This window comes from Ferrovibrio sp. (assembly GCF_965278975.1).
Classification (GTDB): domain Bacteria; phylum Pseudomonadota; class Alphaproteobacteria; order Ferrovibrionales; family Ferrovibrionaceae; genus Ferrovibrio.
Window position 1 is genome coordinate 4172382 of record NZ_OZ257126.1, and the last position, 22342, is coordinate 4194723.

A 22342-nucleotide genomic window follows, 5' to 3' on the forward strand; every position below is an offset into this window, starting at 1 on the left:
ACCATCAGCCCTCCCCGGCCAGGCCGGCGCCGACATCGAGCGCCAGGCGGAACAGCCGCCGGCTCCAGCCGAGGCCATGGATATGCACCGTTGGCGCGGTGCGGTTATGCTCGGCGCGGCGCGCCAGAAGGTCGATCACCAGGGAGCGAACCGTGTTCGCATCGCAATAGCGCCGCACCGCCTGCAGCGTCACCGGGCCAACAACGCCATCGGGCTTGGCACCGATGGATTGCTGCAGCCAGCGCGCCGCCGCGCCAGGCCCGGCATTCACCGCGGCATCGAAGGTCACCAGCGCCACCGCCGGCGGCAGGTCGGCCCCGTGGATCTTCGCCCAATAATCGGCGCGGTAGATCTCGCGCGCCTGATCAACGGTCAGGTTCACGATATCGAGTACCGGATAGGCCGCGGCCGAAATGCCGAACTTGGTGCCGCGCAGCTCGCCATGGCCTATCTCGCCGCCGGTCCAATTGCCGCGGTCGCGGCGGTCATCGCTATAGCCGCCCTCGTGTCCGAGGATGGCGGCGAAACAGATGTTGAAATAGTCGGTCATGCCATGCCTCGCAGGTGGAGCAGTTTGTCGATCTTCTCTTCCAGGCGGTCGAACCGCTTGTTCATCGTGTCGGCAACAGCGAAGCGTTGCTCGGCCGCCACCTTGTAATCCGCGAGGTCCTTGCGCTGCTCGGCCAGGGCCTTCCAGATTTCATCACGGTCCTTATCGTCCGCCGCCTGCACCTGGCCGATGCGGCCCCAGAGCAGCCAGAACGCAGCTGTCACCGCCGGCACCATGATGCCGGTGACCACACCCCAGATCGGCACACCGCCGGCGTCGAGCGTCATGGCGCGTACTCGTCGATGGTGAGTTCGGTGAACATCGTGCCGCCGAAGAACCGCTGCGCGGCCGAACCATTCCATATCCCGTTGACGACGAAATCGACCACCGAGGTCATCCCCATGCGCAGCTTGAACGTGGTGGTGCTGGTGCTGCCGGCCGCCACATCGGCTGCAATCTCATGGGTGTAGTTCGTGCTGGCATCGCCCTCATGCCAGGTGGTGCGGATGGCGTCCGCGCCGGCATCGCGGCAAAGGAACAGCACGGCGGTGCTGTTGCCGGCGAACATCTGAAACGGCACCGTGGCGCGCACGATCAGCCGGTTGCTGGCGTGCTTGGGCGTGATCGAGCAGGTAACCATCTCATGCCCCTCGGTGGCCTGCGGGATGGTGTCATCGCCCGGTACGGTCTTGCCGGTAGAGGCGTAATGCGTTGCGACAGCAAAGGTGGCGCGCTGGCGATCCACCCAGCCGCGCCAGGCCCAGGCGGGATCCGTGGCGCCGGCGGTCAGCACCTGGCCCTGGCTGCCGAGACCGAGGCGGCCGCCACCGCTGGCGCCACGCACCACGATATCGCCACGCGCGCCGCCGGCCTGGCCGGCCATCAGATCGATGGGGAGAAGATCAAAGGCCATGGCTCAAGCCCAATCGCGGTAAGGCGTGGCCGGCGCATCGATCAGCAGGCCGGTGCTTTGCAGCATCGGCAGCAGACTTTCATCCAGCAGGAAGATGTTACCGTGCCAGCCTGTGCCGAATTCAGCCGGCGTCACCTCGTTGCCCTCGCCATCGTAGACCGGCGTCACGGTCATGATCTGACCAATGGGATCCAGTGCCCATTGATGGGTGGCACGGATCCAGCGGCCGCCGGCATCGACAAAATCCGGCAAGGCTGCCTTGGCCTGGTCGCGGGTTTCAGCTTGCAGATAGAGCTTCACAGCGGGACCTCCGTTAGCGGCTGATATCTTGCAGCTCGGCATTGACCAAGCGGCGTGGGAAATAGGCGATGTGGCGGATATGGCCGTTGATGATGGACGCGCCATTGAAGGCGCCGATATGCAGCGCCGAGGCCGCCGATGGCACCGCGCCGGCACCGTCAGTTACCGGCGTCGCACCGTTCACCGACAGGGCGAAGTCATTGAGCTTGTAGGCCAGCGCGGCGGCGGTCTGCACCCCGGCGGCGAACACGCCATCCGCCAGCGTTGCCACGCCACTGCCGCCGGCGGTGACGACACCGCGCGCCTTGTAGGGCGAGGTGATATCGAAAGCCGCGAAGTTATTGTTGTCGGCATACAGCACGGCGGGAACGACTGCCGTTGCCGGCGCGTCGAACCGCACCAACAGGGTTCCCTCGGCCTGGTTATAGGCAAAGGCGCTCGTGGCCACGGTGAGCAGGTCGGCCGCGCGGGTCACCTGGCTGCCCGCCGTCGCGATATAGCTGGTCGGGATCGCGCCGGCCTCAAGCTGCAGGCCCCACAGATAGACGCCGCTGGCATTATCGCCCGCGTAGTTATCCGCGCCGCCGCCATTCACCAGGCGGACCAGGCCGCGCACCGTGGCGCCGCCGCCGGAATTAGGCGTGCCGGAGATGCGGCAGCGATACCAGCCGGCGCCGATTGGCGCGATGCTGCCGGTGGCACCCGTGCCGCTGCCGGTGCCGGTAACGCCACTGACAGAGCCAGCGCCCGGGTCGAACAGCGCGCGCACGCCGTTGCCGCTGCCGTCGTCGAGATCAAGCAGGAAGCGGCGCGGACTGGCGGTCGCCTTTGCAAAGGCCGTCAGTGTGTAAGGATTGCTGGCGGTGCCGGCGGCCGCCTGGTAGGCCAGATGCACGCCGGTTGCGGAGTCTTCGCGCAGTTCGTCGGCGGTGCTGGCGCCATCGGGCGCCAAAACATTCGTCACCGGCACCGTGGCGTTCAGCTTGGTCCAGCTCGCGTTGTCGATAGCCTCGCTGCGCAGCAGCAGGTTGGTGCGGGCCTCTTCAATCAGCCAGCCGAGATAGGTACCCGTCACCGGATCGAAATCGTGACGCAGCACGCCGCTGGAAACACTGACCAGCTTGCCGACAGCGTCAAAGCAGGTTGCCGCACTGGCGCGCGTGACCGTCGCGATGCTGGGCTTGCCGCCGCTGTCGTTCAGATACAGCCGGGCATCGAGGTTGAGCGAGGGATAGATCATGCTGCGTTCCTAGCTTTTCAGGGTTGCCCAGTTAGGCGCTTGCTGCGTCGGGCCAAGCCCGATTTCGAGGCCGATATAGGCCCGCGCCGCGACGGCATCGGCCATCGCCAGCGCACCACGGCCATAGGCAGCCGTGCCGGCCAGGGCGATGTAGGTGGCGGCCGCATCGCTGCGCGACAGCTTCTCGAAACCCAGCCGGTAAATTTCCCAGGCGAGATGCTGGAACTTGGCTTCGGCGTCGAGCGTGATACCGCGCGCGCCGACAAAGCCGGCCACCATGCGGGTGCCGGAGGGCGGCGCGCTGGCAAAGGTGACGGTGCGATTGCTAAGCGACCAGGCCGGCGGGCGGCTGTAAAGCCCGCCGACGAACAGCGCCAGGGCATCGGGGTTTGGCGGCGTGACAGGCAGATCGAAAGCCACCGTCACGCCGTCGCCATCGAGCGCGAAGGCCACCGGGTTGCCGGCATAGGCCAGCACGCCGGCCAGAGCCGCCTCGGCTTCATCGGCCGAGGTCGCCGCGGCACCAGCTGCGGCCGTGGCAATGCCTGCCTGCGTCGTCGCGGTGCCGGCGGCGGCCGTGGCGATGGCCGCCTGGGCTGTCGCCACCACGGCGCCCTGTTCCATCTCGGCAATGGTCAGCGACGAGGCCACCATTTCGCCGGCGCCATCGAAACCGAGCAGCTTACCGGCGCGCTGCGCCAGGGCAGGCAAGGAGAAGTTCGCCATGCTGTCAGTATCGGCAATGCCGATCTTGCGGCCGACGCTGCTGAACAGCTGCTGCACCAGCACGGTCAGCTTATCGAAAGCCTCCGTCACCTGTTCGGCCGGGAAGCTGTTGAACGCCGGGAAGTTCTTGGTCTGCGTCGCCGGCACATCGCGCACCAGCAGCACCGGGATGCCATCGGCAGGCGCGACGCCAAAGGTCACCGCGCCGGTGCGATCGGCATTGATGCTCACGGTGTAATCGACACCGAGCAGCTTGAGCGCGCCGCCGGCATAGACCTTGAGATCGCCGGTGGCGAACACGGCGCCATCGAAACCGAACACGGTGGTGATGCCGTTGCCGGTGTAAGGCCAGCGGTTGATTGAGTTTGAAATCGGCATGGTTGGCCCCTTCCCTATCGGCCCGGCATCAGCGGCCAGATGCGTTCCTGGCGGTATTGCCTGTAGCGGTCACGCTGCTGGCGCTGCAGGTAGCCCGGGCTAAGCCCTTCCTTCATGGAATTCAGGACCAGGAAATCCAGGGCCGGCCGCGCGTACCAAAGATTGAGGAATGGCGTGTTCTGCAGGCCCCAATTCAGCCATTGCCCTGCCCGCAGATTGCCGTCGCGGGCTTCCTGGAATATCGCGTTAAGCCCGGTATCGCGGGCGCCGGTGAGCAGATTGACCGCGCCACCGACGGTGCCGAGCGTCGGACCCGCCACGGTTTCGACGAATGTGTTGCCGAAGCGGCTGGCCTGGCCGAAGAGAAAATCGCCATAGATGCCCAGGCCGCCGCCCTGCTGCATCGCCGCCAGCCAGGTGGCGGGCTGTTTCGGATCCCGCGTATCCCAGCCGCGCAGCGCGTCCTTGGCCGTCATGCTCATGTAGCCTGCGATGGTGACACCGGCGATGAGATGGCCGAGATGCCCGGCATTGTTCAGCAGCCGCTGCGCCGTAGTGTCGCCTTCCGCGCCATTGATGGCGCGGCCGAGCACGCGCTGGGTGAAGGCGATGGGATAGCCCTTGAACTGCATGACAAAGCGCAAGGCCTCGCCGGCCAGGGTGCCGGCGGGTGCGGCGGTATTCAGCAAAGCCAGGCGGCGCGAGGCCTCGTCGGTTTCCACCACGGCGAAATTGGTTTCATCGGCGATGTAGCGCCGCACCGCGATTTCCAGGTTGTCGCGCTTGCGGGCGGTCTCGGCCGCCAGCCAGCCATCGTAGCGCGCCTGGCGCTGCGCCATCATCTCGGCCGCCACCGGCACGTCCTTGCCGAATTGCTTGTGGGTGGCTTCATCCAGCTTGAAGGCGGCGCGGGCATTGGAAATCTCGGCATCCGAGATCAGCGCACGCACCACGTCATCGGGCAGGTCGCCGATGCGGTCGCCGGTCACATAGGTTCGGCCATTCAGTTCGTGGAACCGCGCCTGGCGCAGCACGTTCCATTCAGGCTCGCCAATGCCATGCAAACCCAGCACGCGCTGCAGCTTGGCCGGCAGCGCCGTATGTTCCAGCGCCGCATTCTCACCCAGCCAGGCCGAGAGCATGCGCGCGGCGCCGGCGCGGCGGGCATCGGTCCACCAGGTGAGGCCGCTCCAGCGGAAAAAGGTTTCCATGCTGCGCGCCACGGCGCCGGGTGCACCATCGCCGGCAGTGCTGTCCACCACCATATGGCCGATGATGCCATCGAAGACCTCACCAGCCAGCATGGCGATTTGCCGCTTCTCGGCATCTCCACGCCCAACAAAGAGTTCTTCAAGCTGCCCCGCCCAAGCCTGACCAATCGGTTTACCATTGTAGGTCAGGTTCACCGCCGTGGTGGCGAGATCGGAAATCGACGAGATCACGGCGCCGCCGAGCTTGGCCATGCTCTGCACCGCGCGGATGCTGGCGCCGATGCGGGCGGCGGTGACATTGCCGGGCGCCAGCGTCAGGCCCTGCATTTCCGCCACAGCGGCAGCGATGCGGCCCATGCGGCCATCCAGCGCCAGCGACTTGATCGCGGCTTCCTTGTCACCAACAGGAAACGCTGCATCGTTGCGGATGCGATCCTTCACCCGCTCCAGCGCGCCATGCAGCGTCGCCTCCGGGTTCGGCCCCAGCACCTGCAGCTGCGCCGCCACCCGCGCGGCGCGGTTCTGGTGCGCGATCATGGCATCGAAGATGCGGCCATGGCCCGCCAGCTTGTTGTACTCGATCCAGCTATCGGCATCGCGGAAATGCAGCACGCGGTGCTTTTCCAGGCCGCGCGCCAGGTTGGCCGGGCCTTTCGCCGGTTCAGACGGACGCGCCCGGTTGTCACGGCCGGAAATGATCGTGTCATACGCCTGGCTCAAGAATTCGCGCGGATCCTCGATGCCGGGCCGCAGGCCATCGCCCTGCAGCGCCAGGCGCTGCAATTCGGCCTCGGCCGCCGCGCCGCGCAGGCGGAAATCCTCGGCATCCTGCGTCCGCCCGGCAACGATTTCCTGCAGCTGCTTGATGCGCGCCTCGCCGGCGGCGATCTGGCCATCAATGCGCTGCAGCAGGCTTTGCCGCGCCTCGGTCTTGTTGCGCAGCCGGGTTTCACCCACGGCATTCTCGCGCATCTGCTGCTGGCGCCGGCCGGCATGGGCTGCGCCGGCGGCGTGGCGATCCTGGATCTCATGGCCGATCTTGCCGGCCAGGGCATCGGCCTCATTATCCATGTAGCGCGCCAGGTTATCGCCGCGCTCGGCCTGCAATTCCTCATGCCGCGCCGCCACGGTTTCGCGGCGGCGCACCAGGATCTCCTGCCGCTCGGCAAGCTGCTGCAGCCTGATCGCGCCTTCCTCGGCATGGCGCACGGCGGCGCGCTGCTGTTCGCCGGCCTGGTGCCAATCCTGCCGTGCGCGGGCCTGGCGCTGCGCCAGATCATCCAGCGCCACGGCATCGCGCCCGAATGTGCGCTGCTGATCCAGCTTGGGCAGGATGAAGTTGATCCAGGCATCCTTGCCCAGTTTCAGCAGCGCCTGCGGATCATGCTCCTGCGGCCCGGCCCAGCCTTCCAGGTTGCCGATCGCGGCGCCCAGCTTGTTGAGCTGGCGCCGGCTCACATCCGAGTGATCGCGGAAAACCTGCGCCACCTTCAGCGCATCGGCATTGCCGCTCTGGCCCGGCTGGCCATTCGGCCGCAGCTCGAACATCTCGCGCACCACATCGGCGAGGAAGACTTCATCGCGCAGCATCTTCTTTGCATGAGGCAATTCGCGGGTCAGCCGTGCCATCATGTCGCCAACGAACTTGCCCTCGTAAGCCAGCCGCGTGGCGGCAACGGACGCGCGGGCATTGGCGACGCCGCGGGTGGAGCCTTCCAGCACCGCCAGCACGGCATGAACCGGCGATAGCCCGCCGGCGAGGTGCTCAATGAGCGCGGTCTCGACGCGCTCGGTGGCCAGGGCCTGCAGCATGGCTTGGCGCTTTTCCAGCGCCGCCGCCAGCTTGGCCTTTTCGCCCTCGCGCTTGGCAAACTCGGTCAGCCGCGCCGCCAGATCGTCGAGCCTGCCTTCAGACTTCAGGCGCAGCCGCTCGGCCTCCAGCCGGGTGACGATGCTTTCGATGGCATCATCGGAAAGCCGGCCGCCGCCGGCGGCGCGGATGGTTTCAATGCAGTCTTTAGCCGACATCAGGCGGTCCTCCGCAACAGACAGGCCGCGGCCGCTTCCATCCCGGCGGCTTCATCATCGGCGGCCTTGGCCAGGGCTTCGGCAGCGCGAACCGTGTTCGCATCCTCGGGCGCCAGGCGGCCGGCATCCTGCAGCTGCTGGAAGCCGGGCGCTTCCGCGACATTGCCTTCCAGGTCAACGCCATGCTCGGCAGCCTCGGCCGCGATATCGGCTTCGGGCTTCGGGCTGGGCTTGGCCGCCGCCGGCGCTTCGATCTCGGGTTCGGGCAGCGGCGTGGCATCCAGGCGCTTCTGGTGGCCGAGGATCTCCAGCGCAGAAACCGGCTCGCCAAACAGCCGCGCCCCGGCGAGGTTCAGCTGCGCCTGTTCGGCGTATTTGCCCAGGGCCTCGGCCAGCTTCTGGCGGCCGATGGCGCGGCGCAGTTCCGGGCCATACATCAATTCGAGGAAGGCGCGGGTTTCGGCGGCCTGGGGCTGGAACATATCCAGCTGATCGGCCAGCAGGCGCACGCTGGTGCCGCTGTCGCGGGCCTGGCGCACCAGGCCCAGCGCCCGCAGCAAGGCGGCGGTCTGGTCCATACCGGCCGGCACGGTGCCATCGGCGGCGGCCTCGCGCAGGCGGATCCAGTCCGGCGCCACATCGAGCAACGCACCGCCGATCGCCTTGGCGTTATCGTCGGTGGCCTCCAGCAGATGACCGACGAGCGCGGGATCTTTATAGGCCCGGGCCAGCAGGGCGGCTTGCAGGCGGCGGGCGCCGTCCTGGCTCAAACGGCCCTGGTGATCGAGCAGGTTGCCGCGTTCGGCCGCCGGCAAGCCCTGCAGCCAGGCGGCAACGAAATCGCGGTTACCGGCGCTGGCCAGCTCGCCACCACGATGCAGCGCCAGGGCATCGGCATTCAGGCCGGCGGCATCGGCCATGGCGCGTTCGCTGGCGCCCATCGCGAGGGTGGCGCGGTCATTGGCCTCACGCGCGAAAGCCACGCGCTCCGGCTGTGAGAGATCGTCCAGCCGGCGCCGCACCAGCACCGGCTGGCGCAGGCCGTCAGCCTCAAAGCCCTGGCTGGCCAGCCAGGCGCGGTAGCGTTCGGCGCCCGGCAGGTCCTGCGCGAAAGCACGGCGCAGGGCCAGCACGCGGCCATTGCCGCTTTCCACCACGCCATCGGCGCCGATGATCGGCGCGCCCTCGCCGGCCGAGGCGGAGCGGCCGAGCAACTCGGGATCCAGCTTGCCGGCGATCTCGGCAATCTGCGCCGCCGAAGCCGCGCGGTCACGCCGGCGCGGCTGCAATTCGGCGGGAAAGGCCGGGTTCACCGCCAGGTCATCGGTCTGGCTCGGCACCAGGCTGGAGAGTTCAACCACCTCGTAGCGCACAGCGACACGGCGGCCCGAGGGCGTGATCGCCACACCGCCATCGCCGCCGCCACCAGAGGGCGGCGCCTGCCCGAGCCAGCGCGCGAAAGCCGCATCGAAGGCGGCGGCGAAACGCGCCTGGCCTGCGGTGAATTCGCGCAGCTGGTCGGTGCTGAAATCGGTGACGCCGCGCCAGGCGGCATAGAAATCATGCGAGGATTTGAGGATGTCGCGGAACGGCGCCGGCACCAGCTGCACCTCGGCAGAGAGGCCGTTGCCAAGCTGCACCTGCAGATGCAGCGCGCGATACCCGCCCTGGCGCGCGGCCTGCAGGAAATCATCAACATCGACCAGCCGCGTCATCCCGCCCAACTCGGCAGCGGCGCGGCGCAAGGCGCCGGGACTGTCGGCAAACAGGCGGCCGCCGAGATAATCACCGAGGGTGGCCAGCGACCGCTCGCTGCCCTTGCGCTGCAGCTTGGCATCGAAGCTGGCGCGGTCCTTCACCCTGGCGCCGGCGAAATGCAGGCCATCCAGGCGGCCGGCAAGGGCCTGCAGATCGGCGCGGAAACCGGGCGCGGCGGACTCCGCCAACGCGAAAAGCGCGTTGCCATCGGCGGTCGGCTGGACTATCTTCTTCCCGGAGGACGCATCAATGCTGCCTAACCCTGAAAAATCCAAGCCCGCCGTTGCCGTACTGTCCGGCCCCGTGGCGCTTTCCGATGACACGCGGATCGCGCGGATGGTCTCATTCGCCGATGGCGGCGGCACGGTAGAGACCTGGGATCCAAAATCCGGCGCCTGGCTGCGCGGCACCGGCGTGTCGGTCGGCGACATATTCATGGGCACGGCGCTTTCGCCCGTCGCGCTCAAGCGGCTCGGCGTGACCGAGGACCTGCCGCCCGCGGCCTGATCGCTGCGCAACGCTGCGATTTCTTCCTCTACCTGCCGCCGCGCGGCGAGGATATCCCCCAGTTCAAGCTGCGGCGCCCGCCCTTCCGCAAGATCGGCGGCCGCTTTAGACAGCGCCTCGGCACCGGCCTGCTGGGCTGGCACCGAATGCACGCCGCCGCGATCGCGCCAGGCCCGCCAGCCGCCATGGGCGGCGCCGAACCCTGCGCCGAACAGCGCGCCGAAAGCGATGTTGGCGACGGCATCGGCATAGCCGACATCATCGCCGAACTGCACCTGGCTCGGCAGCACCAGCGGCTGCGCCAGCGCGGTGCCGGCGGCGGCCTCGCCGGCCTGTACCAGGGCGCGGCCGCCGATACCGCCATACCGCGCCACGGCTGCGGCGCGGGCGGCAGGGCCGGCAAAGGGAATGAAATTCAGCGGCTCGGCAAAGCCGCCGGTCAGCAGCTCGGCACCGAAGCCCAGGAGGCTGCGCGCCCCGGTGGGACTTTGCTCGATCAGGTGCCGCCGCACCGCATTCTCGTCGTGGATCTCGGCCAGCGCCTGCGCCCGCGTGGCGCTCATGCGGGCATCCCATTTCAGGCCCGGGCGGAAATGTTCGCTGGCTTTCCAGGTGGCCTCGTCCAGCAGATCATCACGCGTTGCCGGCTGTGCCGGCGCGCTGGCGGCAGAGCGCGGATCGGCGGCAGCGGCCTGGCGCAGGATCTCGACGGTATCGGCCGCGGTGCTGGCACGCAGCTGCGCCAGGCCCTGGCCGATGCTGGTGTTCCAGAAGCCCTCGCCGGCCTTGGCCGACAGGTAATCGCCCAGCGGCGTAACGAAGCGTTCCTGTTCGGCCAGGCGGTCGGCGGCATCAGCGGCGGCGATCTCGGGGAACGGGCGCAGCATCATGGCGTCGGCATCCCCAACACCGGCCGCTCGTCGCGCGCCGCCTGCACCTGCCCAGCGGCGAGGATCTCGGACAAGGTGAACAGGCGTGGCTGGCCATCGGCGCCCGCAACGGCCTTGCCGCTGCCGGGCCGCAATAGCACGAAGCCCTCGCCGGCATTGATGAAGCTGGCGGCGCGCCTGAAATCGGCCAACGTCGAACGCTCGAATACCAGGGCGGCCGCCTTGTCTTTCGGCCGCTCGGCAACAGCCAGGGCATCGGCAGCCTGGTTGCGCAACGCCAGCAGGCCGCGTTCGACGGCGGCGGCATCAGCATCGCCCGGCAACAGCACGGCCGCCAGGCGGTCAAGCTGCAGCGGCTTGAGATGGCCGAACAGATCGGCATAAGCCGAGCCGGCGGCATCATCCAGGCCGGCCGCCGTGCGGGTGCGGGTGACATGCTGCAGCACCTTGGCATCCTGCTGCTGGCGGTCGGCAAAACCGGCATTACCGGTGAGCGCATAGGCACGCGACAGCACGCCACCGATGCCATCGCGATAGGCGCGGTCAGCCTGTTGCACCACGGTCTTGAGGTCTGCGTCGGTGAGGTTCACCTTGGCCGGCGCCGATGACAGTTCGGTGAGCAGACGCCGCGCGGTAGGCAGCCGCGCCGGATCATTGCCGACTTCAAGGGCATATTGCAGCGGCTCGGGCAGCTTGGCTTCGATCAGCGCGGCATAGGCACGGCGCCCGAGCGCCTCGTCGCCATTGCCGCTGGTGACGGCCTGCAGCAAGGCCAGCTTGGCATCGGGCGTGGCGGCATTGTTGACGCGCTCGACAATGGCGGCGGCATCATTCTTGGCCAGCACCATGCGCTGGTGCGGCGGCAACCCGAGGGCGCCCTGCTGCTCTTCCAGGCCGCGCATGTAGCGCGCCAGGTCGGCAGCCTGGCCGGTCTCGAACGCCTTGGCGCGCTGCGCTTTCAGCCCGGGCGAAATCGCCAGGGCGAATTCGGCGCTGTCGCGATTGATCGCCTGATGCTTCTGCGCCTGCAGGTTCAACAGCCGGTCACGCGCGGCGGCGGTGTTGGCGTAGTTGTCTCCGGCCGGCGTGAAGCGATCAATGATCGACTGTTCTTCACCCAGCGGCGCCGCCATCAGTTCGGCGCGGGCTGCCGCGGTGGCGAGGTTGGTGTTGATCTTCTTCTCGAACCGCTCGACGACATCCGGGCGGTCTGGATAGGCGGCGCGGACCTCGGAGAGCTTCAGGCCGGTGGTGCGGCCTTCCGCGCTGGCGACTTCCTCGTCGCGGATGCGATCGGCGAGATCAAGCCGCAGATCCATCAGGCGCTGGCGTTCTTCGGCGCGGCGCTGTGCCGCTTCGGCCTTGGCCTGGGCATCGCGGCGCCGCAGTTCGCCCTCGTTGTCATTCACCAGCGCGTGCTTGGCATCGGGTGTCAGGTGGCGATCGAGGAAGCCCTCGCGCAGCCATTGCTGCGCCTGCGCCGGATCCTGCTCGTTGAGGCCCTGCAGGGCGGCGCGGGCGATGGCATCGCCGTAGAGCTTCTTCGCCTTTTCCTTCGCCGCCGGCGACAGGCTGGAGCCATCGATGGCCTCTTCCGCCGTGGCCAGCGCATCGACGACCTCGCCCGGGGCGACGCGAACACGGTTCGCGGAGAGGTTCATCACCCTGGCGAGATCTTCCGATTGCCGCGCCAGGTTGAGCCCGGCGGCGAAGCCCTGGGCTTTTTCCAGATAATCGGCCTCCAGGTCGGCAAAGCGGACAGCGACGAGCGGCCGGGCGCGTTCGCTGGCGCCTTCAAGGCGCTGCTTGAGATCGGCTGTCAGGGCCTGGCGCCGGCCCTCGACAAAGCCGGCGCCATCGGCAGGCGCATCGCGCTGCGCATCGAGCAGCGATTGATGCGTGGCGACGCGGGCTTCGGAATAGATCCGGGCGGCCTCGACCTGTGCCGCCTTCTGCGCCTGCTGCTCGGCTTCGTGCTCCATCACCCGCGCGGTCTGGGCAAGCTGCTCGCCAGCGGCGGCCAGGCCGCGCGCCAGGCCGCTGTCACCCTGCATCCTCGGCATCGGACCGGGCTGCGACAGGCGGGTTTCAGATGGCGGCGGCGTGAAGCGCATCAGCCGTAAGCTCCCCCGCTCCACAGGTTCTGTTTCGGCTGTGGCGATGGCGCCGGCGTTTGCGGTGCCGGCGGACCATAGAGGCGCTGGATGGAGCTTTTGCCGCCGGCCACGGTAGCGCCGGCGCCAAGGATGCCGCCGATCAGCGCGCGCTGGCCGGACCAGCGATCCAGTGAGGCCTGGGCACGCAGGCGGGCCTCTTGGCTGGAACCGCTGTAACGGATTGCCAGGGCGTCGAATTCGGCATTGGCCGCGCCCTCTTCCATCGCCAGCAACGGCGAGCCTTCCAGGTCGACGCCCGAAGCGGCGATGCGGGCGCGCTGGGCCGAGAGCACCGATTGGGCGCGAATGCGCTGGCGCTGTTCTTCCACGGCGGCGGCGGCGCGGGTTTCGTCTGCCTGGCGCTCGGCCATGGCCGCGTTGTATTTGCCCTGCTGTGCTCCAGTCACGCCCTGCATCAGCATCGAGCCGGCCTGCATGGCAATGGCGAGATAGGCGGGCGCGGCCATCGCCATCAGACGATCTCCTGTTTTGGCGCAGGCGGGCAGAGCCGGCCATAGACCCAGTAATCGCGGCCATCGGGCCCCCAGCAAGGATGCAGGCCCTCGGGCACGAAGCGGAGATGCCGCATCAGCACATGGCCAGGCGGCCAGCCATCGAGCACATGGGTCTCGACGCGCCACCAGGCCGGATCGGCGAGCGCACGCTGCAAGCGGCCCTCCATGACCGCGGCGATGCAAGCCCAGGCGCGCGGCGGGATGGCCGGCGTGATTGCTGCCCAGGCGGTGAGCACGCCCTGCCATTTCGGCAACAGGCCCGCACAGGCGCGCGGCGTGCCGTCGAGCCACAGCGTCATGGCACCCCAGCGATCAGCATGGCGTGCCAGTTCGGCGCCATAGGCGGGGTCCTGGAAGTAGGCCGCAAGCTGCCCCTGCTCGGGCTGGAGATCCAGCAGCTGCAGGTCGGCCGGCGTGAAAGGCTTGATTTCGATCATGCCGAGACCACCAATTCTGGAGTGATGCTGGCCAGCGTGAGCGGCAGCGGCGCGGCCTGTGCCAACACCACCTCGGCCGAGAGCTGCCAATCCCCGGCGTAGTCGATCTTCTTCAGGCCGGTAAGCAACGGCTCCGGCGCGTTCATCGGATCGGCCGCGGTGCGGTAGACGATGGTTTCGAGCGTATCTTCGCTACGGCCCGCCATGCCACCAAGCGAGCGCAGCAGGCGCAGCACCAAGGCCTTGATGCGCTGCAGCTTGCTGGAATTGCCGGCGAACCGCCCGGCCTCAATCGGCAACAGCTTGAGCAGCGATTGGAATTCCAGGCCGACATGCACGATGCTTGCGGGCACATCCAACGTGATGGCGCCAGCGGTGACGGCGCGCGGCGGCTGCACCGCGCCATCGGCGAGGATCTGCACCACCTCGCCTTCCAGATGATCCAGGCCGGTGAGCCCGGCAACAGTGAGCCGCCAGGCAGAAGCAGCGATCTGGCCTTCCGGGAAGGCCTTGAAGATAGTGGCGGTGACTTCCGTGCCGCTGGTATAGCCGGTGATGGTGGCGATACCCTTCTCGCGCGACGAGATCCACAGGCCCTTGGCATTGCGCCGGCGCCAGATCCAATCGGCGTGGATCTGCTGCCCGACATGGCCGGGCTGGAACACCGCGCCGCCCGCGGTGAAAACAACACCGGCGCCGGGCTGGGTGGCGGCAGGCTGCAGCGTGGCGGCGATGCTGTTTTCCAGGCTCAAGCCGCAATCGACATAGAAGCTGCGATCCTGGCGCGCATCGAGGGCCAGTGGCGGTTCAAGCACTTCGATATAGCGCACGGCCAGGCCATCGATGACGCGCAGCACTCCGAGATAGAGCACATCGGCGCCGCCGCCGGCGGCATCGCGGGCCGGGATGCAGCACAGCGTGCGCACCATCGCATCCGCCGCCTGGCTGCGGCCGAGCGGGTGGCGGTGCCAGGCTATGACATCCTGTTCCGGCAGATAGGTGCAGCCGACGAGCTGGCCATCATCGCGCGCCGCCCAGATGATGCCGAAGGGCTGCTCCTGATAGGCGAGCTGGCGCAGGCCGGTGCCGGTGATGTGATCGGCGAACAGGGTGAGTTCGGTAGGCTCGAAGCGATCGGCCTCCAGGCTGTAGCGATAGGCGAACAGCTTACGGCGATGACGGTGCAGGTAAACCACATCATCCAGCACCAGCGGCCGGATGGCGGCGGCCGAGGCGCGGCCATTGGCCTTCACCTGGAAATTCGTGGGCGTGATCGGGGCGCCGGCGGCATCGGTGCGGCCGACGAAAGCGCCGCCCAGCGCGCCGCCAGCCAGCACCGAGGTGCTGGCCAGCCAATATACCTTGCGCGTGCCGGTGTTGTAGCTGAAGGCATCGGCGTCATTCACGCCCGGCGTGAAGGTCTCGAAATCGCCGGTCTTGGAGCCATCCAGCCGCGCCGGGCGGATGCGCGCGCCGCCGAAGACCAGGCGTTCCTCGTGAAACACCGGCGCCAGCGGCCAGCCGTTGGCATCGGTGTAGAGCCCGAGGCGCCAGTCAGCCACCGCGCCGGTGGCGCCGAAGGCGGTGCGGATATGTACCTTCACCGCCGTGGTGGAGGTGATCTCGGTGATGCGTGCCCAGCCCCAGGTGGTGGAATGCTTTAGGCCGATGGCGCGGCCAAGATCATCGGCCTGGAAGCCCTTGCCGCCATTGATGCCGGCAACCGCGCTGGCGGTGACGACGATATCGGTGCCGGTGGTGGCAGCCGGGGTGAGCGTGGTGGCGGTGCCGTTCTGCGGCAGGTAGGGGCCATCGATCAGATCGACCAGCACCAGCGACCAGCTGGTGTGGCCATAACGCTGCAGCTTGGCCAGCGGCTGCTCGCCCGCGGCGCAGAGATAGAGCACATCGGCGGATTGGTCATAACCGAGACGCTGCACCTGGGCCTCGGTGAAGGGCGTGACCAGTTCGAGCGGCTGATCATCCAGCAGCACCACATTATCCAGCCAGGCGGTGCCGGCGCGGGTGGCGAATTCCAGCCAGGCAGTGCCGGCGGTGGGGGTGAAGGCCAGCAGGTGCCAGCCGGGCAGCAGCTCGCGGTCAGCCAGATACTGCGCACCATGCTGGCTGGAGCCGACCCGCATTGTGAGGCTGTCACGGCCCACAATGCCGCCAACATAGCAGGCGATGACATGCAGAACGTTGGCCGGCACGGCGAGGCTCTGTTCGAGCAGGCCGGCCGAAGCGAATTGCGCGCGGCCGCCGCCAGTGGCGGCATGGGAAACGTTGGCGGCGGTCCAGCTGGCGAGATCTACCGCAAAGCTGCCATTGGCGATGGCGGCCGTGGTGGCCGGCACCACGATCGGCGCCTTGTCCATCAGAAACCGGATGTAGAGGTGGCCGCATTCCAGCGCATAGGCCTGTTCGTCGTTGAACTCGAAATCGACAAGCTGGAAATCCCGGTCCGGGAATTTAGCGGCGGCAACAAAGCGCGTCCCGCCGCGCCGATCCACCGGCCCTTGCGGCAGGCAGATGAAGTTCTCGACGGTGGCGGCCGAGACATAGGTGCGCTTGTGGTCTTGCCGGCCATACATGAACGGCGAGACTTCGCCGCCGGCGAAGCTGGTGATGATGGGGGTGACGCTATCGAGCGGCATGGTCAGCGCCGCGCCGCGAGAAGGTAGCTCGCCTCGGCCTCGGCCGGCGGCGCCGATTGGGCGTTGATCGCCCGCGCATCGGACAAGCTACGCTCATAGAGCCGCCACATATCGGCGACGACTTCGCGGGAATTGGTGACGGCGAAACCAATCTCGGCAGCCAGGCGATAGCCAAGCGCGCGGCCGAAATGGCCCGAGGCCTGCGCCAGATCCACGCGGGCGATAAAGACCAGCTGCAGCGGCCCGGGTTCGTTGGCCAGGATATCGCGGCCCTCGACGGTCCAATCGTCGCCGGCATCGCGGCCGCCAACCTGCAGCGGGCGCAGGCACCAGGGAGCGGTTGGCAAAGGAAAGGCATAGCCCCAGCCGAAATCCGGCGCCGTGCCGCTGGCAGCCAAGGGGGCGCGGCGCTTGGCGAAATGCCAGGGATGAGCCTCAAGCACTTCATCAACCAGCATGGCCATGGCGGCCTGGCAACGGCGCGCATTGGTGCTGGACTCCCCGATATCGGTGAGCGTCTCGGCACCGAGCGCGTTGAGCGCCTTGTTGGCGGCCTGGGTCGGATCAAGGGCCATGATAGGGCTGCTGTTTCACGTGAAACACCAACGGCACCGCGAACATGGTTCGCGATGCCGCGGCGGGTTTAGTCGAGGACGTAGAGGATATGGCCGGCGAGGATCTTGGTGGCGGCCAGGGCCTCGGTTTTCACCGTGGCGAGGATGGTGGTATCGGCGGTCATCAGGTCGCCATAGGCCAGCGCCACGGTGTTGCCGAAAGCGGTGGAGCCGGCGGCATCGATACTGGTGGTGCCGAGATACTTGGCGGCGGAAGCCGCCGTACCGATCTGCACACTGGCGTTGGCGCCGCCGGTGGACATGGCTTCATAGGCGAGATGGCCGCCGATCATGCGGGCACCCAGCGGCAGGGTGGTGAGGGCGATGGTGTCGTCAATCGCCGCATCACCAGCGGGCACGGTGAAGCTGAAATAGGCGACGCGGACACGGCCATGCAGCTCGGTGGTATCGAGCGGCTTGGGCGGGATGGCGGTGCGCTTGGTTTCCTGGATGGACTTGTGAGCGGTCATGGCGGGATCTCCGATTGAAGGATGCGGGGGACGCAGCCGGCGGCATTACCTTCGCCGCCGGCCTGGACCTGGCGCGGTGCCTTACGGCGCCTCGTAGCTTTCGACGACGACGATCTTCTTGTCCTCGATGCGCGTGGCATCGGCGGACATGGTGCCGAGCAGCTGGGTGGCATTGCCCTTGTCGGGCCGCGGGTCGATCGACACCGAGAAATCCTCTCCGACCGCGATGCCGATGGCATTCTTGCCGTAGAAGCCGCAGCGCCGCATGTTGCCGGTCTTATTCAGCCGCTCGATGCGGATGAAACGGAAGCCCATGAAGTCGTTGATGCGGCCCTCGGCCAACGCCTTCACGGTGTTGTAATCCGCCGACTTGATCTCGGTGGTGTTGAGCAGGTCGGTGATCTGGCGGCTGCCGACCACCGCAGTGCGGCCCTCGTCCTCGTCGATCTCGGCGGCGTCGAGGATTTCCTTGACCTTGAGCAGCTTGGTGACGGTGAGGCCTGCGGTGCCGCCCTCGGTGATGATCTGCCCATTCGGCAGCGCGATTGGGGTCGCCGCCATGTTTTCATCGACGCTCTGGGCATTGGCTTCCCAGGCATTGATGATGATGTCGTCCTTCTTGCGGTTGGCCGCCGCGATCATGTTCTGCATGTACTTGCCCTGCGGATCGGCGACGAGACGCATGACATCCTGCTTATCCAGCAGGTGCGGCAGTTCGTAATCCGCCAGGGTGATGCGGCGGCGGGAATGCGGCACTTCGACCACGCCGGTATCCTGGTGGCGGCTGGTGCGCTGGTACATGCTAACCGAGCCGATGTAGTCGTAATAGCCGAACCGGCCCTGCAGCATATCGGGGTCGTGGCGCACGGTGTTCCAGAGGCGGCTTTCCTTCTGCTGGCTTAGCAGGATGTAATCGCCACGGAACTTGTCGACAAAGCCGACAGGAATGGTGCTAACGGGCATTGGGCCCTCCTTGCGTTCGGCCGCGGCGTCCAGCCACGGCATCGGGTTGCGCTTATCTTCGGAGGGGTTGCCTGCCGGGCGGGTGACCGCTCACAGACCCACAGCCTTGCCGGATGACGCTCCAGCCGGAAGCGGCGCGACTTACGCGCGTGCGCCGGAGGCAGCAGCCATGATGGCCGCCACCTTGCCCGGTCAGTTCTTGCCGCCGCCTGCGCGCAGCGTGTAAAGCCTGGTCATGCGCTCGTGCAGCGCCTTGTGCTCGGGGTGATCGCGATTGACGTAGGCGTGCGATTTGTCGCCCGCGGCTGCACTCATGATCTTCCTGATTTCGGCATCAGCTTCGGCCGGCGTGCGCGGCTCGCCTGCCACGGCGCCGCCGCCATTGGCGCCGCCGCCATTGGCGCCGCCGGCACCAGGCAGCGATGCCGGCTCGGCCATCAGCTTGCCGGCCGCGGCGAAGGCCTTGGCGATCGCGGGATTATCCAGCAGGTAGGTGCCGTCCATCAGGCGGATATCCTTGGCCGCCGCCAGATCCTCGCCGAAAGCAGCCTTCACTAGGCGGTTGGCGTGATCGAGGTTGACGTCGAAATCCTTGCCCCAGGTTTTCTGCAGTTCGGCTTTGGTAAGCTCCGGCTGCTTGTCAGCCGCCTGGCGCAGACCCTGGAACACTGCCGTGTTGTCTTCATTCAGGATGCCGGCGACACCGACGAGCTGCGCCTGGGTGAGGCCGAGCGCGTGCAGCTTCGGCATGGCGGCCTTGAAGCGGCCATCATCCCACGGCACGCCATCGGTGGGCTTGAAGCCGGAGAGATCGTATTTATCGGCAGACTCCGGCCGGCCGAGCTTGTTGTAGACCGCATCCCAAGCCTCCGGCTTGGCATCCTTGCCGGGCAGCACCAGCTTGTCGGCGCCCAGGGTGCGTTCCAGCGCGCTGTAGCCATCGAGCGCGGCATTCCAATCGGGCTTGCCTTCCTTCATCCAGCCCTTGGTGGTGAGCAGCGCGTTGTGGGCATCGGAGAGAACGAAGCCGCCAGCATCGCCGCCGGGCGTGATGGCGGAGGCTGCCGCGGCCCCGGAACCGCCAGATGCGGCGGCCGCACCTCCGCCGCTTCCGGCGTCAGCGGCACGATGAATGGTTGGGAACTGGCCAGGGCGCAGCATGGCTTAAGCCTCCGCTTCCTGCACTGGCGGCGGATCGGCCTGGGGCGCATCCGGGTGCATGGCGGCGATGCCGGCCAGCAGCGCCTTGGTATCATCGAGATGCTGCTGCGCCAGGGCGAGCTGGTTTGACGGCATGGTCCGCATGCGCTCTTCGAGCAAGGCCTGGCCCGAGGAGACATAGGCGCCAAGACGGTTGAGCAGCGCTTCGCCGGCCGAAGGGCGACCCTCGGCCTGGGCCGGATCAGCAGCACCCGGATCAGCAGCGGCATCAGCGGTCGGATCAATCGTCGGTTTCTTCGCCACGGCGGGCCTCCTCAAGTTGTTGCGACAGGCGGAGCAATTCCGCGTCGCTCATGTTGGTGAAAGCGGCGATGCGGCGGACCACCCGCTGCATACCGAGATTGAAATAAGTTGCGTGGGTGTCGCTGCCGGCGGTGGGATTGGCGTGAAGCCCCGAAAACGCGATCAGGTCGCGCAACACGAGCTGGCCGTCTTCGCTGGCGAACAATGTTCGGTAGGCGTGGGTGCGGCGCATCAAGTCGCCGACTTTACGCGCCAGGCCGCGGACACTCATGCGGCACCCCCGAGGGCTTCGGTGGGCGATTGCAGCGATTGCGTGATAGCCGGCAGGGCGCTGGCGGCATCGGCGGCGGCGCCAAGACCCTCGTTCATCGCCACGCGCTCGTTCTCGGCGCGCTGGGCATCGGCGCGGGCCTGGCGGATCTGCGCCACCTTACTGCGAGTAACGAAATATTTCTGCGGCAGGCCGAGCACGGCGCCGGTATCGCGGAACACTTCATCGCCATCCAGGTTGTCGAGCAGGTCCGGCTTGGTGGCGATCAGCGGCTGCATCAGCTCGGTAAGCTGTGCCACGCCGCGGGCCTGCGCCACGCGCTGGCCGCGCGCATCGGGCGAGGTGTAATCCGGCACCATGCGCTCGCCGCGCAGGGCGTTCGGGCGCGGAAGGAAGGCACCACCGCGCTCCATGATATCGAACAGCCGCAGCAACAGCGGGCCGAGATCTTCGGACTGCAGGTTGCCGAGATACGGGCCCATGACACGGGCGGCCTCGGCCTTTACTTCGAGTACCTCGGTGGCGGTCATCCGGTCCTTGCGCACCATTTCGATCAGCGGGCGGAAGAACGCGATATCGATGCGCTGGCGGATCCCCGCCATCATTTCCTCGCCGATATCGGTGCGCGCGCCGGTGAGCAACGGCTTGGCCGGATCGCGGCCCTGGGAGTAGGCATCGGTGCGGGCATAGTTCAGCCGGCCATTGCCTTTGCGGAAGGTGCCGATGATGCCGTCGTCGGCCAGCATCCAGGCCGGGTCGAGATTGTTTTCCGCGCCCTTGATCGTGACGCCGGCCGTGCGCTGCAGCAGCTTGATATCGGCCAGCGCGACATCGCCGGGGCCGCGGCCCCATTCATCGCCGGCGCGGCGGCGCCAGCGCGGCGTTTGATACGGCATGGAGTGGAAGCCGGCGGCTTCGATCTCGTGTTTCTCCGACACATTGACCATAAGGGAGGCCAGCGGCAGATTGCGCGCCAGCATGCTGCCCGGCACGAATTCATCATTCGGCAGCACGGCATGGACGAAGCGGAAAGTGGTATCGGCCTTTTTCGGGTCGGCCGCATGTTCCAGCACCTTGGGCCCGGCATTACGTCCCCAGAGCCGGGCGGCCCGCAGCGCGGTAAGTTCGAAATCGCGATGCACGGTATCAACCTTGCCGTAGGCATCCTCGCCGATCAGCACCTGGCGCAGCGGCACGGAGGTGAAGCGGATGCCGACGCCAGGCACTTCAAGGGCTGCACTGCAACCCAGCGCCATGCCGGCGGCGTCCTGGTATTTCATGTGCTGCACAGCGGCGAAGCCGGTATCGGGATCGCGGATGGCACGCAGCATGCGCCGGCTGCAATCCTGGCTCCAGCCGGCGTTTTCATCATCCTCACGCAGGGCCTCGTTGGCCGGGATCATCTGGAACCAATCGATAATCGACGGCGTGCAGATGCTGACCAGGGCGGCCGCCAGGCGTTCGTGGGCCTGCTCGCCGGAATTGTCGATCACCGCGTCGCGGTTTTCCATCGCATCGGCGGTGGTGATGGCGGCAGACATCGGGATGACGTAGGTGAGGATTTCCTGCCAGCGGCTTTCACGCCGCGAACGGCGCGCCCGCATGCGGTCGGTGCTGGCAATGATTTCCTGCACCCGGTCAGTCATTCAGGTGCCGAGCATGGATTTGCGGCCAAGCGGGGCCTCGGAGGTATCGCCCTCGCCGCCGGTAATGACGGTGGCGGCGCGGCCCTGCGCCTTGCGCTCGGCAGCGGCCTGCGCCGCCCGCGCCTGGGCAATCGCTGGATCTTCAAGAGTGGGGACTGGCGTAGGTGGCGGCACTTTCGGGCCGCTGAAAACTCCACCCATTGGGGGCCTCGGGCTTACAGGGATACACGGTCTTGATTTTCTTGCCTGCCGCCAGCGTGCCGGGTCAAACCCGAAGATGTCGGGAAATTAATTTCCCGACATCTTTTCCGGGCGGATGTATTCCACCAGGGTGGAGCGGTGCGCCCCGAACTGCGCTTCGAGATCTTTCCATGGCCGCCGTTCGGCACGCAGGCGCGAGAGTTCGGCGGCCTGTTCGGGCGTCAGCTTGCGCTTGCGGCCGGCGCCGCGCTCATTTTTTGCCGCATTCATTCCGCTTCATATCCGCAATTGCCGCAGATCACGCCGATAGGCTCATCCGCATCGCCGCTTTCGAGCCAGGCATTGTATTCATCATCAGTCAGGTATTCCGGCGCTGTTGGGTAGTTCAGGCCGAGGCTGTGGTGATTGCAGGCTGGGCAGTGGTCATGAAACATGATCGGATCCTCG

Annotated in this window: 22 protein-coding genes; all 22 read right to left on the bottom strand. The window is 67.2% G+C overall.

What is annotated here, in order from left to right; genetic code table 11:
• Positions 1 to 4: 4 nt before the first annotated feature.
• Positions 5 to 550 carry a glycoside hydrolase family 108 protein gene (locus ACQY7X_RS20025; RefSeq protein ID WP_428247203.1) on the bottom strand — a complete coding sequence of 182 codons (546 nt, stop codon included), beginning with the start codon at positions 548 to 550 and terminating at the stop codon, positions 5 to 7.
• Positions 547 to 837, bottom strand: a complete 291-nt coding sequence (locus ACQY7X_RS20030) for a hypothetical protein (protein WP_428247205.1) — start codon at positions 835 to 837, stop codon at positions 547 to 549. The genes ACQY7X_RS20025 and ACQY7X_RS20030 overlap by 4 nt, the downstream gene beginning before the upstream one ends.
• Entirely contained in the window at positions 834 to 1463 is a 630-nt protein-coding gene (locus ACQY7X_RS20035; protein ID WP_428247206.1) for a hypothetical protein, read from the bottom strand. The genes ACQY7X_RS20030 and ACQY7X_RS20035 overlap by 4 nt, the downstream gene beginning before the upstream one ends.
• Positions 1464 to 1466: 3 nt before the next feature.
• The gene (locus ACQY7X_RS20040) at positions 1467 to 1763 is read right to left on the bottom strand and encodes a hypothetical protein (protein ID WP_428247207.1); all 297 of its coding nucleotides are present in this window, start codon (positions 1761 to 1763) and stop codon (positions 1467 to 1469) included.
• A gap of 13 nt (positions 1764 to 1776) precedes the next feature.
• A complete protein-coding gene (locus ACQY7X_RS20045; RefSeq protein ID WP_428247208.1) occupies positions 1777 to 3003 on the bottom strand; it encodes a phage head spike fiber domain-containing protein in 1227 nt (408 codons plus the stop codon).
• 9 nt (positions 3004 to 3012) lie between these two features.
• On the bottom strand, positions 3013 to 4107 hold the full coding sequence (locus ACQY7X_RS20050) for a hypothetical protein (RefSeq protein ID WP_428247209.1): 1095 nt from the start codon (positions 4105 to 4107) through the stop codon (positions 3013 to 3015).
• A 14-nt stretch (positions 4108 to 4121) separates the two neighbouring features.
• Positions 4122 to 7346: a hypothetical protein gene (locus ACQY7X_RS20055; protein WP_428247211.1), complete on the bottom strand. Its 3225-nt coding sequence runs from the start codon at positions 7344 to 7346 to the stop codon at positions 4122 to 4124.
• Entirely contained in the window at positions 7346 to 10501 is a 3156-nt protein-coding gene (locus ACQY7X_RS20060; RefSeq protein WP_428247212.1) for a hypothetical protein, read from the bottom strand. The genes ACQY7X_RS20055 and ACQY7X_RS20060 overlap by 1 nt, the downstream gene beginning before the upstream one ends.
• Positions 10498 to 12615: a hypothetical protein gene (locus ACQY7X_RS20065; RefSeq protein WP_428247214.1), complete on the bottom strand. Its 2118-nt coding sequence runs from the start codon at positions 12613 to 12615 to the stop codon at positions 10498 to 10500. Before ACQY7X_RS20065 ends, ACQY7X_RS20060 begins: the two co-directional genes overlap by 4 nt.
• Positions 12615 to 13130, bottom strand: coding sequence for a hypothetical protein (locus ACQY7X_RS20070; RefSeq protein WP_428247216.1), 516 nt, complete (start codon positions 13128 to 13130; stop codon positions 12615 to 12617). Before ACQY7X_RS20070 ends, ACQY7X_RS20065 begins: the two co-directional genes overlap by 1 nt.
• Entirely contained in the window at positions 13130 to 13609 is a 480-nt protein-coding gene (locus ACQY7X_RS20075) for a hypothetical protein (RefSeq protein ID WP_428247217.1), read from the bottom strand. The genes ACQY7X_RS20070 and ACQY7X_RS20075 overlap by 1 nt, the downstream gene beginning before the upstream one ends.
• Positions 13606 to 16266: a hypothetical protein gene (locus ACQY7X_RS20080; RefSeq protein WP_428247219.1), complete on the bottom strand. Its 2661-nt coding sequence runs from the start codon at positions 16264 to 16266 to the stop codon at positions 13606 to 13608. Before ACQY7X_RS20080 ends, ACQY7X_RS20075 begins: the two co-directional genes overlap by 4 nt.
• A gap of 2 nt (positions 16267 to 16268) precedes the next feature.
• Positions 16269 to 16841, bottom strand: a complete 573-nt coding sequence (locus ACQY7X_RS20085) for a hypothetical protein (protein ID WP_428247220.1) — start codon at positions 16839 to 16841, stop codon at positions 16269 to 16271.
• Between the two features lie 68 nt (positions 16842 to 16909).
• Positions 16910 to 17350, bottom strand: a complete 441-nt coding sequence (locus ACQY7X_RS20090; RefSeq protein WP_428247221.1) for a hypothetical protein — start codon at positions 17348 to 17350, stop codon at positions 16910 to 16912.
• Between the two features lie 81 nt (positions 17351 to 17431).
• Complete coding sequence (locus tag ACQY7X_RS20095; protein WP_428247223.1) at positions 17432 to 18313, bottom strand: phage capsid protein; 882 nt, start codon at positions 18311 to 18313, stop codon at positions 17432 to 17434.
• Positions 18314 to 18505: 192 nt separating this feature from the next.
• Positions 18506 to 19474: a hypothetical protein gene (locus ACQY7X_RS20100; protein WP_428247225.1), complete on the bottom strand. Its 969-nt coding sequence runs from the start codon at positions 19472 to 19474 to the stop codon at positions 18506 to 18508.
• A gap of 3 nt (positions 19475 to 19477) precedes the next feature.
• On the bottom strand, positions 19478 to 19777 hold the full coding sequence (locus ACQY7X_RS20105; RefSeq protein WP_428247226.1) for a hypothetical protein: 300 nt from the start codon (positions 19775 to 19777) through the stop codon (positions 19478 to 19480).
• A complete protein-coding gene (locus ACQY7X_RS20110; protein ID WP_428247227.1) occupies positions 19755 to 20048 on the bottom strand; it encodes a hypothetical protein in 294 nt (97 codons plus the stop codon). Before ACQY7X_RS20110 ends, ACQY7X_RS20105 begins: the two co-directional genes overlap by 23 nt.
• Positions 20045 to 21694 carry a portal protein gene (locus ACQY7X_RS20115; RefSeq protein WP_428247229.1) on the bottom strand — a complete coding sequence of 550 codons (1650 nt, stop codon included), beginning with the start codon at positions 21692 to 21694 and terminating at the stop codon, positions 20045 to 20047. The genes ACQY7X_RS20110 and ACQY7X_RS20115 overlap by 4 nt, the downstream gene beginning before the upstream one ends.
• Positions 21695 to 21895, bottom strand: a complete 201-nt coding sequence (locus tag ACQY7X_RS20120; protein WP_428247230.1) for a hypothetical protein — start codon at positions 21893 to 21895, stop codon at positions 21695 to 21697. It lies immediately after the preceding gene.
• Positions 21896 to 21982: 87 nt separating this feature from the next.
• On the bottom strand, positions 21983 to 22165 hold the full coding sequence (locus ACQY7X_RS20125; RefSeq protein ID WP_428247231.1) for a hypothetical protein: 183 nt from the start codon (positions 22163 to 22165) through the stop codon (positions 21983 to 21985).
• Complete coding sequence (locus ACQY7X_RS20130) at positions 22162 to 22329, bottom strand: hypothetical protein (RefSeq protein WP_428247232.1); 168 nt, start codon at positions 22327 to 22329, stop codon at positions 22162 to 22164. Before ACQY7X_RS20130 ends, ACQY7X_RS20125 begins: the two co-directional genes overlap by 4 nt.
• Between the last annotated feature and the right edge of the window lie 13 nt (positions 22330 to 22342).

Bases quoted from the DNA above. Each gene is read 5' to 3' on its own strand.
- ACQY7X_RS20025 (WP_428247203.1), bottom strand. From the start codon at position 550: ATGACCGACTATTTCAACATCTGTTTCGCCGCCATCCTCGGACACGAG.
- ACQY7X_RS20030 (WP_428247205.1), bottom strand. From the start codon at position 837: ATGACGCTCGACGCCGGCGGTGTGCCGATCTGGGGTGTGGTCACCGGC.
- ACQY7X_RS20035 (WP_428247206.1), bottom strand. From the start codon at position 1,463: ATGGCCTTTGATCTTCTCCCCATCGATCTGATGGCCGGCCAGGCCGGC.
- ACQY7X_RS20045 (WP_428247208.1), bottom strand. From the start codon at position 3,003: ATGATCTATCCCTCGCTCAACCTCGATGCCCGGCTGTATCTGAACGAC.
- ACQY7X_RS20050 (WP_428247209.1), bottom strand. From the start codon at position 4,107: ATGCCGATTTCAAACTCAATCAACCGCTGGCCTTACACCGGCAACGGC.
- ACQY7X_RS20055 (WP_428247211.1), bottom strand. From the start codon at position 7,346: ATGTCGGCTAAAGACTGCATTGAAACCATCCGCGCCGCCGGCGGCGGC.
- ACQY7X_RS20060 (WP_428247212.1), bottom strand. From the start codon at position 10,501: ATGATGCTGCGCCCGTTCCCCGAGATCGCCGCCGCTGATGCCGCCGAC.
- ACQY7X_RS20065 (WP_428247214.1), bottom strand. From the start codon at position 12,615: ATGCGCTTCACGCCGCCGCCATCTGAAACCCGCCTGTCGCAGCCCGGT.
- ACQY7X_RS20070 (WP_428247216.1), bottom strand. From the start codon at position 13,130: ATGGCGATGGCCGCGCCCGCCTATCTCGCCATTGCCATGCAGGCCGGC.
- ACQY7X_RS20075 (WP_428247217.1), bottom strand. From the start codon at position 13,609: ATGATCGAAATCAAGCCTTTCACGCCGGCCGACCTGCAGCTGCTGGAT.
- ACQY7X_RS20080 (WP_428247219.1), bottom strand. From the start codon at position 16,266: ATGCCGCTCGATAGCGTCACCCCCATCATCACCAGCTTCGCCGGCGGC.
- ACQY7X_RS20085 (WP_428247220.1), bottom strand. From the start codon at position 16,841: ATGGCCCTTGATCCGACCCAGGCCGCCAACAAGGCGCTCAACGCGCTC.
- ACQY7X_RS20090 (WP_428247221.1), bottom strand. From the start codon at position 17,350: ATGACCGCTCACAAGTCCATCCAGGAAACCAAGCGCACCGCCATCCCG.
- ACQY7X_RS20095 (WP_428247223.1), bottom strand. From the start codon at position 18,313: ATGCCCGTTAGCACCATTCCTGTCGGCTTTGTCGACAAGTTCCGTGGC.
- ACQY7X_RS20100 (WP_428247225.1), bottom strand. From the start codon at position 19,474: ATGCTGCGCCCTGGCCAGTTCCCAACCATTCATCGTGCCGCTGACGCC.
- ACQY7X_RS20110 (WP_428247227.1), bottom strand. From the start codon at position 20,048: ATGAGTGTCCGCGGCCTGGCGCGTAAAGTCGGCGACTTGATGCGCCGC.
- ACQY7X_RS20115 (WP_428247229.1), bottom strand. From the start codon at position 21,694: ATGACTGACCGGGTGCAGGAAATCATTGCCAGCACCGACCGCATGCGG.
- ACQY7X_RS20120 (WP_428247230.1), bottom strand. From the start codon at position 21,895: ATGGGTGGAGTTTTCAGCGGCCCGAAAGTGCCGCCACCTACGCCAGTC.
- ACQY7X_RS20125 (WP_428247231.1), bottom strand. From the start codon at position 22,165: ATGAATGCGGCAAAAAATGAGCGCGGCGCCGGCCGCAAGCGCAAGCTG.
- ACQY7X_RS20130 (WP_428247232.1), bottom strand. From the start codon at position 22,329: ATGTTTCATGACCACTGCCCAGCCTGCAATCACCACAGCCTCGGCCTG.